Origin of the sequence: Novosphingobium sp. IK01 (genome assembly GCF_033242265.1) — a bacterium.
Taxonomy (GTDB): Bacteria; Pseudomonadota; Alphaproteobacteria; order Sphingomonadales; family Sphingomonadaceae; genus Novosphingobium; species Novosphingobium pituita.
The window spans coordinates 2,785,197-2,798,422 of the sequence record NZ_BTFW01000001.1 but is presented as its reverse complement, the minus strand read 5'-3'; the positions used below and the strand labels follow the sequence as shown (position 1 = coordinate 2,798,422).

17 protein-coding genes and 1 tRNA gene are annotated in these 13,226 nt (G+C 67.0%); 15 read left to right on the top strand and 3 right to left on the bottom strand.

Going from position 1 to position 13,226, the window contains the following annotated elements:
• Positions 1-54 precede the first annotated feature (54 nt).
• The 9 genes from SBI20_RS12850 to SBI20_RS12810 all read left to right on the top strand — a co-directional run bounded on the left by SBI20_RS12850 (position 55) and on the right by SBI20_RS12810 (position 7,173).
• Positions 55-315, top strand: coding sequence for an STAS domain-containing protein (locus tag SBI20_RS12850; RefSeq protein WP_317975392.1), 261 nt, complete (start codon positions 55-57; stop codon positions 313-315).
• A complete protein-coding gene (locus SBI20_RS12845; RefSeq protein ID WP_317975391.1) occupies positions 312-2,654 on the top strand; it encodes a chemotaxis protein CheA in 2,343 nt (780 codons plus the stop codon). Before SBI20_RS12850 ends, SBI20_RS12845 begins: the two co-directional genes overlap by 4 nt.
• Positions 2,651-3,520 carry a CheR family methyltransferase gene (locus SBI20_RS12840; protein ID WP_317975390.1) on the top strand — a complete coding sequence of 290 codons (870 nt, stop codon included), beginning with the start codon at positions 2,651-2,653 and terminating at the stop codon, positions 3,518-3,520. The genes SBI20_RS12845 and SBI20_RS12840 overlap by 4 nt, the downstream gene beginning before the upstream one ends.
• Positions 3,517-4,560, top strand: a complete 1,044-nt coding sequence (locus SBI20_RS12835) for a protein-glutamate methylesterase/protein-glutamine glutaminase (protein ID WP_317975389.1) — start codon at positions 3,517-3,519, stop codon at positions 4,558-4,560. Before SBI20_RS12840 ends, SBI20_RS12835 begins: the two co-directional genes overlap by 4 nt.
• A 3-nt stretch (positions 4,561-4,563) precedes the next feature.
• On the top strand, positions 4,564-5,121 hold the full coding sequence (locus SBI20_RS12830; protein ID WP_317975388.1) for a chemotaxis protein CheD: 558 nt from the start codon (positions 4,564-4,566) through the stop codon (positions 5,119-5,121).
• A 20-nt stretch (positions 5,122-5,141) separates the two neighbouring features.
• Positions 5,142-5,513 (top strand): response regulator, encoded by a 372-nt coding sequence (locus SBI20_RS12825; RefSeq protein ID WP_022677527.1) that lies wholly within the window; start codon positions 5,142-5,144, stop codon positions 5,511-5,513.
• 39 nt (positions 5,514-5,552) lie between these two features.
• A complete protein-coding gene (locus SBI20_RS12820; RefSeq protein ID WP_317975387.1) occupies positions 5,553-5,996 on the top strand; it encodes a chemotaxis protein CheW in 444 nt (147 codons plus the stop codon).
• A gap of 83 nt (positions 5,997-6,079) precedes the next feature.
• Entirely contained in the window at positions 6,080-6,334 is a 255-nt protein-coding gene (locus SBI20_RS12815; protein ID WP_317975386.1) for a hypothetical protein, read from the top strand.
• A 167-nt stretch (positions 6,335-6,501) separates the two neighbouring features.
• Complete coding sequence (locus SBI20_RS12810; RefSeq protein WP_317975385.1) at positions 6,502-7,173, top strand: glutathione S-transferase family protein; 672 nt, start codon at positions 6,502-6,504, stop codon at positions 7,171-7,173.
• Between the two features lie 54 nt (positions 7,174-7,227).
• Here the strand turns inward: SBI20_RS12810 and SBI20_RS12805 are convergent, their stop codons facing one another.
• Positions 7,228-8,142, bottom strand: a complete 915-nt coding sequence (locus SBI20_RS12805) for an NAD(P)H-binding protein (protein ID WP_317975384.1) — start codon at positions 8,140-8,142, stop codon at positions 7,228-7,230.
• Positions 8,143-8,331: 189 nt separating this feature from the next.
• On the opposite strand from SBI20_RS12805, the gene SBI20_RS12800 reads away from it, so the two are divergent.
• A tRNA-Leu gene (locus tag SBI20_RS12800) sits at positions 8,332-8,418 on the top strand.
• A 63-nt stretch (positions 8,419-8,481) separates the two neighbouring features.
• On the opposite strand, the gene SBI20_RS12795 is transcribed toward SBI20_RS12800, so the two are convergent.
• Positions 8,482-8,907, bottom strand: coding sequence for a DoxX family protein (locus SBI20_RS12795; RefSeq protein ID WP_317975383.1), 426 nt, complete (start codon positions 8,905-8,907; stop codon positions 8,482-8,484).
• The gene (locus SBI20_RS12790; RefSeq protein ID WP_317975382.1) at positions 8,904-9,179 is read right to left on the bottom strand and encodes a BufA1 family periplasmic bufferin-type metallophore; all 276 of its coding nucleotides are present in this window, start codon (positions 9,177-9,179) and stop codon (positions 8,904-8,906) included. The genes SBI20_RS12795 and SBI20_RS12790 overlap by 4 nt, the downstream gene beginning before the upstream one ends.
• Positions 9,180-9,344: 165 nt before the next feature.
• On the opposite strand from SBI20_RS12790, the gene SBI20_RS12785 reads away from it, so the two are divergent.
• The 5 genes from SBI20_RS12785 to SBI20_RS12765 all read left to right on the top strand — a co-directional run bounded on the left by SBI20_RS12785 (position 9,345) and on the right by SBI20_RS12765 (position 12,680).
• The gene (locus SBI20_RS12785; RefSeq protein ID WP_317975381.1) at positions 9,345-9,884 is read left to right on the top strand and encodes a sigma-70 family RNA polymerase sigma factor; all 540 of its coding nucleotides are present in this window, start codon (positions 9,345-9,347) and stop codon (positions 9,882-9,884) included.
• Entirely contained in the window at positions 9,881-10,522 is a 642-nt protein-coding gene (locus SBI20_RS12780) for a DUF1109 domain-containing protein (RefSeq protein WP_317975380.1), read from the top strand. The genes SBI20_RS12785 and SBI20_RS12780 overlap by 4 nt, the downstream gene beginning before the upstream one ends.
• 124 nt (positions 10,523-10,646) lie before the next feature.
• Positions 10,647-10,934 (top strand): BufA2 family periplasmic bufferin-type metallophore, encoded by a 288-nt coding sequence (gene bufA2, locus SBI20_RS12775; RefSeq protein ID WP_317975379.1) that lies wholly within the window; start codon positions 10,647-10,649, stop codon positions 10,932-10,934.
• Positions 10,935-11,061: 127 nt separating this feature from the next.
• The gene (gene bufB / locus SBI20_RS12770) at positions 11,062-11,928 is read left to right on the top strand and encodes an MNIO family bufferin maturase (RefSeq protein ID WP_317975378.1); all 867 of its coding nucleotides are present in this window, start codon (positions 11,062-11,064) and stop codon (positions 11,926-11,928) included.
• Complete coding sequence (locus tag SBI20_RS12765; RefSeq protein ID WP_317975377.1) at positions 11,919-12,680, top strand: HvfC/BufC N-terminal domain-containing protein; 762 nt, start codon at positions 11,919-11,921, stop codon at positions 12,678-12,680. The genes bufB and SBI20_RS12765 overlap by 10 nt, the downstream gene beginning before the upstream one ends.
• Positions 12,681-13,226 lie beyond the last annotated feature (546 nt).

Below are 13,226 nucleotides of genomic sequence, written 5' to 3'. Positions count from 1 at the left end.
GACTTTGACTCACACCTTTGACCCACGCCTTTGCGCAAAGGGGAAGACCCGAAGATGTCCACGATCACCCTGCCACCCCGCTGCGACCGCGCGGCCGCCGAGGCCCTTTTGCCCGAACTGGTCGCCGCGCTGGGCGCGGGCCCGATTCATATCGATGGCAGCGCCTGCACCCAGATCGGGCAGGCGATGTTCCAGGTTCTGGTGAGCGCGCGCCGCAGCGGCGAAGGCGCGGTGATCGATCCTTCCCCGGCCCTGCGCGAGGCGGCTGCCCAGATCGGCCTCCAGCGCGAACTTTTCGATGGAGCGGAGGCATGAACGCCGAGGAAATCCAGGCCATCTTCTTCGCCGAGTGCGAGGAATCGCTGGCCGCAGCCGAACAGGGCCTGGCCGCCTGCAAGGAAGGCACCCAGGACGCCGATACCGTTAACGCGGTCTTTCGCGGGGTCCACTCGATCAAGGGGGGCGCGGGCGCCTTCGGCTATATCGCACTTCAGGGGTTCACCCATACGTTCGAGACGCTGCTCTCGGACGTGCGCGACGGCACCGTGCCGATCACCGAACCGCTCGTCGATCTTCTGCTGCGCGCGCTCGATACGCTCAGCGACCATGTCGCCGCCGCGCGCGGGCTGGGCAAGACGCCCGACGACGTGGCCCTCCAGGCCGAACTGACCGCCGCGATGGCTGCCAATGCAGGGGGCAGCGCCCCTGCTGCGCACGCCACGCCCGAGCCGGTCCCAGCCGCGCCCGAACCGGCCAGCAACAGCGATGACGACGACATGGGCATCGATTTCGATTCGATGCTCGATTCCATCGCCGGGGCGATGGCATCCCCCGATGCGAACGGGGCCGGAAATGGGGCCGAAAACGGCGACAGCGAGGAGGAAAGCGGCTCCTGGCTGGTCAGGATCCGCACCCATTCCGGGGCCATGCGCAACGGCAGCGAACCGATGCTGATGCTGCGCGAAGTGCTCGAACTGGGCGGCACCTGCGTCGAATGCGACGTGGGCCATGTCCCCCACCTCGACGCGCTCGATCCGGGCACCGGCTATCTGGGCTGGACGTTCCGCATGCCCGCCACGGTCGACGAAGGATCGGTTCGCGACATCTTCGATTTCGTCGGCGACGATTGCGAGATCGCCATTGGCGCCGATGCCACGATGCCGCCCGTGCGCCTGCCGACCAAGGCCGCCCCGGCAGCATCCGCGCCCGCAACCCCGGCCACCCAGCCCGTTGCCTCCCAGTCCGGCGCCAAGTCATCGCCTGCGGCCCCGGCCACCGCTCCGGCACAGCCTGCTGCGCCACCGCCCCCTGCGGCCGCAGCCGCGCCGCACCCGGCCCCCGCCGCCCAGCATCCCAACGCCGCCACGCCGCCCGCCCCGCCCGCGCCCGGCCAGTCGATCCGCATCGAACTGTCCAAGCTCGACAAGCTGATCGACGCCGTGGGCGAGCTGGTCATCGCCCAGGCGATGATGGCCCAGCGCCTCTCGACCGAGGGCCTTGCCGCGAGCGAGGAAATCGCCGTGCTCGACGGCCTCACCCGCGACATTCAGGAAAGCGCGATGGCCATTCGCGCCCAGCCGATCGGCTCGGTGTTCAGCCGCGTGCCGCGCATCCTGCGCGAGCTTTCGGCCAGCACGGGCAAGCATGTCCGCCTCGAAGTCTCGGGCGAAAGCACCGAACTCGACAAGACCGTGATCGAGCGGCTGGGCGAACCGCTCACCCACCTCATTCGCAACGCCGTCGACCACGGCATCGAGACGCCCGAGGAGCGCCTCGCCTGCGGCAAGAACGCGGAAGGCACGCTCACGCTTTCAGCCGAACACCGTTCGGGCCGCATCCTGATCCGCATCGCCGACGACGGGCGCGGCATCAACCGCGAACGCGTGCTGGGCAAGGCCATCGAAAAAGGCCTCGTCGCGCCCGATGCGCAGCTGACCAAGGAAGAGATCGACCTGCTGATCTTCGCGCCGGGTTTCTCGACCGCGCAAGTGGTCTCGAACATTTCCGGGCGCGGCGTGGGCATGGACGTGGTCCGCCAGAACGTGAAGGAACTGGGCGGGCGCATCACCATCGAATCCGAGCCGGGCGCGGGCACCACGTTTACCCTCACCCTGCCACTCACGCTGGCGATCTCGGATGGCATGGTCGTCAACGTGGGCGACCAGACGCTGGTCGTTCCGCTCGCCAACGTGGTCGAATCGCTGCGTCCTTCGCCCGACGAGATCAAGGGCCTGGGCAACCACCGCGCGATGATGAACGTGCGCGGGCGGTTCATCCCGGTCGTCCCGCTCCATCTGGCGGTCAATGCCGATGGCGCGGTCGAGACACCGACCGAAGGCGTGCTGATCGTGGTGGAAACCGAAGGCGCGGGCCGCGCCGCGCTGCTGGTCGATTCGATCGTCGATCAGCGTCAGGTGGTGATCAAGAGCCTCGACACCCATTACCGTTCGGTCGAGGGTGTGGCCGGGGCGACCATCCTTGGCGATGGCCGTGTTGCGCTGATCGTCGATGTCGATGGTCTCGTCGCGCGCAGCATGGCCGAACTGGGCCAGATCGATCTGGCCGCCCATGGCATCCACGATCTTCCCGCCCCGCATGGCCCCGGTGGCGGCACCGGCCCTGGCAGCGGCAGCGGATTGGCCCAGGCCGCATGAGCGTCCATTCCGCCTTTGAAGTCGCGATGCCCGGCGTCAGTCCGGGGGTCTACGACGCCGCCGACTTTCAGGCGATCAGCGAGATCGCCCACCGCGAGGTGGGGATCGTGCTGCCGCCGGGCAAGGCGATGCTGGTCTATTCGCGCCTGGCCCCGCTGGTGCGCGATTCGGGCTGCCAGACCTTTGCCGCCTATGTCATGCGCATCCGCGAGGACACCGCCGAGCGGACCCGCGCGATCTGCGCGCTGACCACCAACCACACGTTCTTCTACCGCGAATCGCACCATTTCGAGCACTTCGCGCGCGAGATCCGCCCGCGCCTGATCGAACAGCTCGAACGCGGTGGCCGGGTGCGGATGTGGTCGGCGGGCTGTTCGAGCGGCGAGGAAGTCTGGTCGCTGGTCATGACCCTGCTCGGCCCCGACCGCAACGCCGGGCTGCAACTGGCCCGGCGCGACATCCGCGTGCTGGCCAGCGACATCGCCACCCACGCGATCACCAAGGCCCAGGCCGCACGCTACCGGCAGGAAGACCTCAACCCGGTGCCCGAGCCCCTGCGCCGCGCCTGGACCGTGCCCGACGGCGCGGAGGCCACCATCGCCCCGGAAGCCCAGGCGCTCCTGCGCTTCCGCCACCTCAACCTGCTGGGGGACTGGCCCATGGCCGGCACCTTCGACGTGATCTTCTGCCGGAACGTCATGATCTATTTCGACACCCCGACCAAGGAACGGCTGGTGGCCCGCTTTGCCGAAAAGCTCCCGCCCGGCGGCCACCTCTACATCGGCCACAGCGAGCGGGTGACCGGCCCGGCGCTGGGCACTTTGGCCAATACCGGCCCCACGATCTACGAGAGGAGGGCGGCATGACGATCCGCGTGGTGATTGTCGAGGATTCGCCCACGATGCGCGCGATCCTCACCAACCGGCTCTCGCGCGAGCCCGACATCGAAGTCGTGGCCGCCGCCGCCAATGCCGCCGAAGGGCGCCAGATGATCCGCGAGCTGGACCCCGACGTGGTCACCCTCGACGTGGAAATGCCCGGCATGAACGGGCTCGATTTCCTCGAAAAGATCATGCAGCTGCGCCCGACCCCGGTGATCATCGTCTCGGGCGCGACGCAGAAGGGCGCCGATACCACCGCCCGCGCGCTCGCGCTCGGCGCGGTCGACTGCTTCGCCAAGAGCGAACTGGGTGGCGGGGGCAGCGCCTTTGGCGATGGCGACCAGCTGGCCGCCATGATCCGCTCGGCCTCCAAGGTGCGCTTTGCCCCGCGCCAGGCCCCGCCGCCCGCGGCCTCGACCGCGCGCGTGGCCAGCCAGGCGCGCCTCTCGATCGTCGACCGCCCGCGCCTGATCGCGATCGGCTCGTCGACCGGCGGGGTCGAGGCACTCCAGACCCTCCTGGGCGATTTCCCCGTCGATTGCCCGCCCACGATGATCGTCCAGCACATCAACGAGCGTTTTGCCCCCGCCGTGGCGCGCACGCTCGACCAGAATTGCCCGCCGCGCGTCCAGCTGGCCGAACCGGACATGCCGCTGCGCGAGGGCAACGTCTATCTGGCGCCGGGCGATGATCGCCATCTGGGCGTGGGCGGCACCAGCCAGCTCCATGCCAAGCTGCGACGCGGCGAGCCGGTGTCCGGCCATGTGCCCTCGGTCGACGTGCTGTTCGCCTCGGTCGCCGAACTGGTCGGCGCCCAGGCGGTGGGCATCCTGCTCACCGGCATGGGCTCGGACGGGGCCAAGGGCCTGCTGGCCATGGCCCAGAAAGGCGCGCGCACCATCGCCCAGGACGAGGCCACCTGCACCGTCTTTGGCATGCCGCGCGCGGCGATCTCGCTGGGGGCGGCCAAAGTCATCGCGCCGATCGGGCATATCGCCCGCCACGCCTTCCACAAGGCTGCCTGACCCATGTTTCACAAACCCATTCTTCCCCACCCCCACGGCCTCGACCGCGTGACGGTGATGCAGGGCCAGGCCCTGGCCAGCGGCGACAAGAACCTGGAATATTCCACCGTTCTGGGCAGTTGTGTGGCCACCTGTCTCTACGATCCCGAAGCCCACGTGGGCGGCATGAACCACTTCCTGCTGGCCGAGCCCCCGCCCGGCTATGGCGGGTCGTCGCTCGACGAGCACTACGGGCTCTATCTGATGGAACTGCTGGTCAACGAGATGATGGCAAAGGGCGCGCGCAAGTCGAAGCTCAAGGCGCATCTCTATGGCGGGGCCAACGTCAACCGCAACATGATGAAGATCGGCACGGTCAACGCCGAGTTCGCCCGCCGCTTCCTCAAGGATGAAGGCATCGTGCTCATGCGCGAGGATCTGGGCGGAACCCAGGCCCGCCGCGTCGATTTCCGCCCCGCTTCGGGTCAGGTCCGCCTCCGCACGGTGGAAGACCGGCTCGCGCCTCCCGTGCAACCCACCGCTCGTCCCGCCAAGGCGCTGGGCGATGTCGATTTTTTCTGAATGGAAAAGCGAGTCACCGCATGACCACCACCACCCGTATCCTGACCGTAGACGACAGCCCGTCGATGCGGGCCCTGCTCAACCACGCGCTCACCTCGCAAGGCTTCGATGTCTCGCAGGCCGAAGACGGCATCGCCGCGCTCGACTGGCTGGCGCTCAATGAAGTCGACGTGGTGATCACCGACATCAACATGCCCCGGCTGGACGGGTTCGGGCTGATCGAGCGCCTGCGCGAAGGCAGCCGCCACCGCGACCGCCCGATCCTGGTGCTCACCACCGAAAGCTCGGAAGAAAAGAAGGCCCGCGCGCGCGCCGCCGGGGCCACCGGCTGGATCGTCAAGCCCTTCGATCCGGCCAAGCTCGTCGCCGCAGTGCGCCGCGTGTCGCACTGATCTTTCAACCTTTCAACCAAGCATGACGGGAGACGTTCAATGATCCGCGAGTTGATCACCTTCGAGGTGGAGGGCCAGGTTTTCGGGCTCGACATCATGGCCATCCGGGAAATCCGCGCCTGGACCCCGACCACGCGCCTGCCGCGTGTACCCCATTACGTGGCCGGCGTGGTCAACTTGCGCGGCACGGTGCTGCCGGTGGTCGATCTGGCCGCCCGGCTGGGCTGGCGCGCGACCGAACCGACCCCGCGCCACGCGATCATCGTGACCCAGCTGGGCACGCAGATCGGCGGCTGGATCGTCGATTCGGTGAGCGACATCGTGACCGTCCCGGACGAGGCGATGCAGCCCCCGCCGCCCGCTTCGGGCAACGACACCGTCGTCCCCTTCCTCGATGGCCTGGCCGCGATCGAGGACAAGATGGTCATGGTGCTCAACCTCGCGGCGCTGGCCGACAGCGATTCGATGGCCGAGGCGGCCTGAGATTCCGCAGCACAGGCCTCCCCAAGCGTTCCCACGGAGCCGTTCCCGTGCCTCCCTCACCCCCTCATCGGAGATGCCCCCCAATGACCCATGATGCGACACGTCACCAAGTCGCCATCGTTCTGGGCGAACTGTCGCAGGAAGTGGAAGACCTGGGCGCACGGCTGTGCACCGACATGGACATCGCCATGCGCCACATGGACATCCTTCAGGCCATCGACCTGATCGCGCAGAAACAGCGCTCGCTCGCGTTCCTGCTCGAAGCCGACAGCCCGGTCAGCGCGATCGAGAAAATCGCCATCGATGTCCTGCGCGACCGGATGCGCCTGTTCCACTGAAGCCCCCGACCGGACTTCAGCACCGGATTTCAGGCCGGTCAGCAGGGGCGGGCCAACCCCGTCAACGGCCCGCCCCTGCTGCTTTCGCCGCTTCATTCCCGCAAAAATCGCCCTTGCCCGCGCGCAGTGCTGGACTTGGCCCCGCGCCATCGTCCATGGAGCAAGGCATGTGGCAGCTCTATCAATTTCCCCTCTGTCCGTTCAGCCGCAAGGTTCGCCTGCTGATGGCGGAAAAGGGCATTCCCTATGAACTCGTCCGCGAGAATCCGTGGGACTATCGCGAGGAATTCCAGAAGCTGAACCCGGCGGTGCGCACCCCCGTCCTGCGCGACGAAGGTCGCGGCCTTACGCTCGTCGACAGCCGGGCGATCTGCGAATACCTCGAAGAAACCAGCGACAAGAACCCGATGATCAACGGCACGGCGGCCAATCGCGCCGAAATCCGCCGTCTGGTCGCGCTGTTCGACGAAAACTTCTTCGCCGACGTAACGATGCCCCTGCTCGAAGAACGCATGAAGAAGCGGCTGGTCTATCGCCAGTCCCCCGATTCGCGCGCCCTGCGCGAGGCGCTGCGGCTGGCCCACGACCACCTCTATTATATCGACCACCTGATCGACAATCGCCCGTGGCTGGCCGGTTCGACGATGAGTCTGGCCGACCTGACCGCCGCCGCCCAGCTTTCCGTCGCCGACTATCTGGGCGGGATCGACTGGAACGGCCACGACCAGGCGCGCGACTGGTACGCCGTGTTCAAGAGCCGCCCGAGCTTCCGCCCGCTGCTCTCCGAACGCATGGACGTGATCCAGCCCCCCACCCACTACGCCGACGTCAACGCCTGACACCTTCCGGAGCAGGGCCCCGGATCACGTCCGGGGGCCCTCCCCTCTCGCCCTTTACCGCGCAAACCGCGCCATCCAGGCCTTCAGGAACAGCCCCAGGGGCCGCGCGGGAACCTCCAGGTCTTCCAGCCCCGGAAACGCCCCGCTGGCCACATTCCCCGCCCGCAGCAAGGTCAACTGGTCCATCGACAGAGGCGTGCCGGGCAGCCGCGCAAACAGATCGGCCAGCCCCTCGGGTACGGCCAAAAACCGCCGCCTGCGCCCTTGCGCCGCCGCGATCCGCACATTGAGATCGAGCATCGTCACCACTTCGGGCCCGGCCAGTTCGAACGTGCGCCCCGCATGGGCCGGCCAGCCAGCCACGATTTCCGCCACCGCGCGCGCCGCATCATCGACGAACAAGGGCTGCAAGCGCGCATGGGGCGCAAACACCGGCACGAGCGGAAACTGCGCGATGACTTTGGCAAACAGCCCCAGAAAGGCATCGTCGGGCCCGAACAGGACCGAAGGCCGCACGATCGCCGCGCCGGGAAAGGCTGCCGCCACGGCGACCTCCCCGGCAGCCTTGGTCCGCGCATAGGCCACCGGCGATCCGGCATCAGCCCCGATCGCCGAAATCTGGACAAAGCCCTGCACCCCCGCCGCCCGCGCCAGCGCGGCCACCCGCCCGGCCCCGCTGCCCTGCACGGCATCGAGATCGCCGGTAAACGCACCGACCAGATTGACCACCGCATCAGCCCCCGCAACGGCCGCGGCCACCTCCTGCTCGACCCGCATGTCGAGCCGCACCACCTGCATCTGCCCCAGATTGGCCAGCGGCTTGATCGCAAAGGCCCGCTCGACATGGCGACACCCGATCCGCACCCGCGCCCCGCGCCCGAGCAGTTCCTGGGTCAACCGACTCCCGAAAAAGCCGCTGCCGCCGATCAGCGTCACCAGCCTGCCTTCCAGATCACGCATGCCGCCCATGAACCGTCTCCTGTCTTTTCCGTACCTTTGGCCTTACCCTTGCGCCGTGCAACGGCGCAGACTTTGCCAAAACGCCCTGTGGAAAAATAGTTGTCCTCAAAATGACATTCCGCGTGTTGACACCCCCGCCCCTCCCCCGTATTGGCCCGTCCACACCAACGGTGAGTGCCCCGGCCCTCACTGAAAAGTGCCCAGGTGGCGGAATTGGTAGACGCACCGTCTTCAGGTGGCGGCGCTCGTAAGGGCGTGGAGGTTCGAGTCCTCTCCTGGGCACCATTCTTTCCCGACAGGGAAAGAGGCGCAAACGAAAAAGCCCGGCTTGGCCGGGCTTTTTGCGTTTCAGGGCTGGCGGGAGGCGAAGCGGGCGTCGAGGGAGTAGCGGCCTGCGCCCTGGACCAGCAATGGGACGAGGAGGCCCGCCCAGCTCAGGTGCGTGGGCCAGGCGTCGGGGTAGACGAAGACCTCGATCACCGTGGTCATCCCCAGCAAGCCGAGCGCGGCCACGCGCGTGCCCAGCCCCAGCACCAGCAGGATCGGGAACAGGTGCTCGGCACTGGCGGCGGCCCAGGCGGCCACGACCGGCGGAAGCAGGGGCAGCGCATATTCGGTGCGGAACAGTTCGATCGTGCTGTCGGTGAGCGTGAACAGGCCTTCCACCTTGGTCCGGCCCGACAGGAAGAAGACCGGCGCGATGGCCAGCCGTGCGAGCAGCAGGAGCGCGCTGTCGCGGCGCCCCTGTACTGTGGCAACGAGGCGCCCGGTCATGCCTTGGGAGCTAGCGAACCAGCCCCCTTGGGCGTGTGGATCGACGTGCAGGTGCCTGCTTTCACGAACTTCCATGCGTCGCCCTGATAATCGACGCGCGAGGTGCCCGCGCAACTCGTGCCCGCGCCCGCCTTGCAATCGTTGCGTCCGGCCTTGGCCACGCCATAGCATTTTTCCATGTGCGGCGCCGGGGCCGCCTGGGCGGAGAGGGCAGCGGGCCCGGCGGCAAGGGCGACGAGAGCGGCGGCCAGGGCGGCCTGATGGGGTGTCATGCGCGATTTCCTTTGCTGATGATGTGTCGGCCCGTCCGATTGCGACCGGCCTGACGGGGAGTTCGGCGGCCCCGCCCTCTCGGTTACGAAAAAAATTTCTGGGCAGCCGGGCTCCTGCCTGTAACCATCGCGCCGATCGCCCCGAATAGCCGGTCGGGAAACGATATGCGGGCAGACGAAAACCAACTCAGGGCATGGATGATCGGAGGGCTGGCGGGCAACCCCGCGGCCCACGATGCACTGTTGCGCGCGCTCCTGCCGATCCTGCGCGCCTTTTACCGGCGGCGGATGCACGGGCGCGAGGAAGACATCGAGGATCTCGTGCAGGAAACCCTGATTGCGGTCCACCAGCGCCGCGCGACCTACGACCCGGACCGCCCCTTCACCGGGTGGCTGTTCGCCATCGCGCGCTACAAGATGATCGACGGGTTCCGCCGTCAGGGCCGGTTTGTCGCGATCGGGGATTTCGACGACATGCTGGTCGAGGACAGCCACGAGGAAGCCAGCAACGCGCAGGCCGATGTCGCCCGGCTGCTCGCCGCGCTGCCCGACAAGCAGGCCGACGCGATCCGCGCGACACGGCTCGAAGGGCTCAGTACCCACGAAGCGGCCCGGCGCCTCGCGCTCGGGGAATCGGATGTGAAAGTATCCGTGCACAGGGGCCTCAAGGCCCTTGCCGCACGGGTCAGGGATACATGGAAATGAACAGCGAAGACCTGATCGCCACTCTTGCACAAGACGTGCGGCCCCTGCGCCGTCACCCGCTGGCGCGCAGGCTGCTCGCGGGCCTTCTGGCCGGAAGCCTGGCGACCGCGCTGATCGTGGGGTGCGCGCTCGGCTTCCGGCCCGATCTGTGGCTCGCCATGCATGGATCACCGTTCTGGGTGAAGTGGATCTACACGGCCTCGCTCGCGCTGTGCGCCACGCGCGCCACGGCCAGCCTGGCCCGGCCCGATACGCCCCGGATGGGGTGGATGTGGATCATGGTCGTGCCCGTGCTGGGGCTTGTGGCGATCAGCATGGCCGAACTGGCCGAGGCGCCCCCCGCGCAATGGCTGGCCATGTGGCTGGGGGGGAGCTGGAAAGTCTGCTCCAGTCTGGTTCTGCTGCTTTCGCTGCCGATCTTTGGTGGGCTGCTGTGGTCGTTCCGCCGCCTCGCGCCCACGCGGCTGCGGCTGGCCGGAGCAACTGCGGGCCTGAGCGCCGGGGCCTGGGGCGCCACGCTCTATTGCCTGCATTGCCCGGAAGTCTCGGCGATCTTCGTGCTCACCTGGTATTCGCTGGGGATCGCGCTGGCCAGTCTGCTGGGCGCGGCGCTGGGGCCCCGGCTGTTGCGCTGGTGATACCGGACTGGTGATACCAGGCCGGTTCCGGGATAATTTCAGGCTGCCGAAAAAACCTGTAACCGGCCCCTGCGTCTCCACGAATTGCCTGATGCCGATCCGGCATGATTTCAGGAGACCCGCAATGAACGCCCTTACCCCTTCCGGCATCACCACCTCTGGCACCCGTCTGGGCCTTGCCGCTGCCGTCGCCCTCGTGGCGCTGGCCTCGGCGGCCACGGGCACCATGGCCGAAGCCAAGACCTCCAAGGTCGTCGCCTGTTATGGCATCAATGCCTGCAAGGGCCAGTCGGACTGCAAGTCGGGCAACCACGACTGCAAGGGCCTCAACGACTGCAAGGGCCAGGGCTTCAAGGACACTTCCGCCAAGGCCTGCGCCACCGCCGGCGGCAGCCTGACGGCTCCCAAGTAAGGTCAGGCACGCCCCCGGTACGTCGTCCCCATGCGGACCGGAGGGCGGGAGGCGGGCCGGTCGTCCCCACCTGCCCGCAGCAGGCCGCCCGCCTCCCCTTTTTTTACATCGCCCGAAAGGCACGACGATGAAAACCCACAGCACAGCGCGCCTGGCGTTCGGGCTGGGCCTGCGCAAGCCGCACTATCAGGACTTTCTGGCCGGTGACGGGCCCGACGCGGTGGTCCCGGTCGATTTCGTCGAGGTGATCTCGGAAAACTTCATGGTTCCCGGCGGGCGCCCGCGCGACATCCTGCGCCGCGTGCGCGCGCGCCATGCGGTCGCGCTCCATGGGGTCTCGCTCTCGCTCGGCGCGGCGCAAGGGGTGGACCAGGTCTATCTGCGCACGCTGCGCCAGCTCGTCGACGAGATCGAGCCCTTCATCGTTTCTGACCACTTGTGCTGGACGGGCACGGTCGGCTTCAATTCGCACGACCTCCTGCCCCTGCCCTATACCCACGAGGCACTGGCCGTTGCCTGCGCCAATATCGGACGCGCGCAGGACATTCTCGGGCGGTCGCTGGTGGTCGAGAACCCGTCGAGTTACCTGCAATTTTCCCCCGCTGACTGGAGCGAGTGGGACTTCATCGCCGAACTGGCCGCGCGCACGGGCTGCGAGCTTCTGCTCGATCTCAACAATGTCCATGTCAGCGCGACCAACCACGGCTTTTCTGTCGTCGACTATCTCGCCGGGATTCCGATGGCGCGCGTGCGCCAGATCCATCTGGCCGGGCATTCGCAGGGTCGCGAACTGCTGATCGACACCCACGACCAGCCAGTGGCCGATCCGGTCTGGGCCCTGCTCGCACATGTCGCGCCCGTGCTTGAAGACGTGGCCGTGATGATCGAGCGCGACGACGCCATCCCGCCCTTGCCCGAACTTCTCGCCGAACTCGACCACGCCCGCGCGCTGTGTCACCAACCTGCGCGAGTGGAGACCCGGCAATGGGCCTGAGCGCATTTCAGGACGACTTCCGCGCCTGGCTGACCCGATCCGATGAACTGGCCGCCGACCGGCTCGCCCTGGCCGACCGGCGGGGGCTTGCGGTCTACCAGAACACCTATCGCGCGCAGTTGATGGCCTGTCTGGAAGAAAGCTATCCGCAGACCATGGCGCTGATCGGCCTCAGGTTCGGCGAGGCCGCCTTTCATGCCGCCGCCGCCCGTCACATCGACAGCGTGCCGCCGTCGCGCTGGACGCTCGATGCCTATGCACAGGGATTTCCCGCCAGCTTGCGCCGCCTGTTTCCCGATGCGCCCGCAATCGGCGAACTGGCCGATCTGGAACTGGCCCTTGGCGAAACCTTCGTCGCTCCCGATGCCACCGCGCTGACGCTCGCCGACCTGCAATCCGGGGCGCTCGACGAAACCGCCATCGCGCTGGTGCCCGGCACCGTTTTCCTGCCCCTGCGCACCAATGCCGATACGATCTGGAGCGCGCTGTCAGCGCAGGAGCCCTGCCCGGCGCCCCATGTGCGCGGAAGCGCGGATACTCCGGTGATGATCTGGCGACAGGATTTCGTCTGCTGCTTCCGCCGCCTCGAAGACGATGAAGCCGCGCTGCTGCCCTCGCTCGTGACAGGCACGCCTTTTGCGCAGATGTGCGAAGACCTCGTGGCGCGGCTGGGCATGGAAGACGGGATCACCCGCGCGGGCGCCCTGCTGGCCCGCTGGACCCAGGCCGGGCTTTTGACGCGCCAGCCCTGACCCGCCCGTTTGCCCCCTGCGTCATTCTCCTGCCGGACGGAACGATCCCGCGCTGTCCGGCGGTGGACAGCGCCTCAAAGATCACACCGTGAGCCATTCCGCCCCCTCAGGTGAGATAATTCTGCAACATTGGCGACATCTGGCGACAATTCGGGATATTTTCGCTTGCAACCAGCGCCACTCCATGATGAATTGCCCACATAACAAACAATTGAATGTTATAAATCCAAACATATCCTGTAATTTATGCGATTCACTCCTGTCGCAGGGAGGTTTGCGCCAAAAGCTCGCAATATTGGTCGAAATATAGTCCATTTTGAACATAACAATCGGCGACTTTAGTTGAATTTTGTCCAAAATGACGGGAATTGCCGGCACGAATGACTGTCTCCATAGGAGCATCCGTCATTTCAAAGGCGGTTTTCGCTCTTCACCACAATGAGCCCAGCGTGAGATCACAAATGATCCGCGACCATCAGCCCCGGACCACCGGGCAAAACCACAGGGCCACAGGGAAGGATGCCTCCAGGCGCAATTGACATGAGG

Bases quoted from the DNA above. Each gene is read 5' to 3' on its own strand.
- SBI20_RS12850 (WP_317975392.1), top strand. From the start codon at position 55: ATGTCCACGATCACCCTGCCACCCCGCTGCGACCGCGCGGCCGCCGAG.
- SBI20_RS12845 (WP_317975391.1), top strand. From the start codon at position 312: ATGAACGCCGAGGAAATCCAGGCCATCTTCTTCGCCGAGTGCGAGGAA.
- SBI20_RS12840 (WP_317975390.1), top strand. From the start codon at position 2,651: ATGAGCGTCCATTCCGCCTTTGAAGTCGCGATGCCCGGCGTCAGTCCG.
- SBI20_RS12835 (WP_317975389.1), top strand. From the start codon at position 3,517: ATGACGATCCGCGTGGTGATTGTCGAGGATTCGCCCACGATGCGCGCG.
- SBI20_RS12830 (WP_317975388.1), top strand. From the start codon at position 4,564: ATGTTTCACAAACCCATTCTTCCCCACCCCCACGGCCTCGACCGCGTG.
- SBI20_RS12825 (WP_022677527.1), top strand. From the start codon at position 5,142: ATGACCACCACCACCCGTATCCTGACCGTAGACGACAGCCCGTCGATG.
- SBI20_RS12820 (WP_317975387.1), top strand. From the start codon at position 5,553: ATGATCCGCGAGTTGATCACCTTCGAGGTGGAGGGCCAGGTTTTCGGG.
- SBI20_RS12815 (WP_317975386.1), top strand. From the start codon at position 6,080: ATGACCCATGATGCGACACGTCACCAAGTCGCCATCGTTCTGGGCGAA.
- SBI20_RS12810 (WP_317975385.1), top strand. From the start codon at position 6,502: ATGTGGCAGCTCTATCAATTTCCCCTCTGTCCGTTCAGCCGCAAGGTT.
- SBI20_RS12805 (WP_317975384.1), bottom strand. From the start codon at position 8,142: ATGGGCGGCATGCGTGATCTGGAAGGCAGGCTGGTGACGCTGATCGGC.
- SBI20_RS12795 (WP_317975383.1), bottom strand. From the start codon at position 8,907: ATGACCGGGCGCCTCGTTGCCACAGTACAGGGGCGCCGCGACAGCGCG.
- SBI20_RS12790 (WP_317975382.1), bottom strand. From the start codon at position 9,179: ATGACACCCCATCAGGCCGCCCTGGCCGCCGCTCTCGTCGCCCTTGCC.
- SBI20_RS12785 (WP_317975381.1), top strand. From the start codon at position 9,345: ATGCGGGCAGACGAAAACCAACTCAGGGCATGGATGATCGGAGGGCTG.
- SBI20_RS12780 (WP_317975380.1), top strand. From the start codon at position 9,881: ATGAACAGCGAAGACCTGATCGCCACTCTTGCACAAGACGTGCGGCCC.
- bufA2 (WP_317975379.1), top strand. From the start codon at position 10,647: ATGAACGCCCTTACCCCTTCCGGCATCACCACCTCTGGCACCCGTCTG.
- bufB (WP_317975378.1), top strand. From the start codon at position 11,062: ATGAAAACCCACAGCACAGCGCGCCTGGCGTTCGGGCTGGGCCTGCGC.
- SBI20_RS12765 (WP_317975377.1), top strand. From the start codon at position 11,919: ATGGGCCTGAGCGCATTTCAGGACGACTTCCGCGCCTGGCTGACCCGA.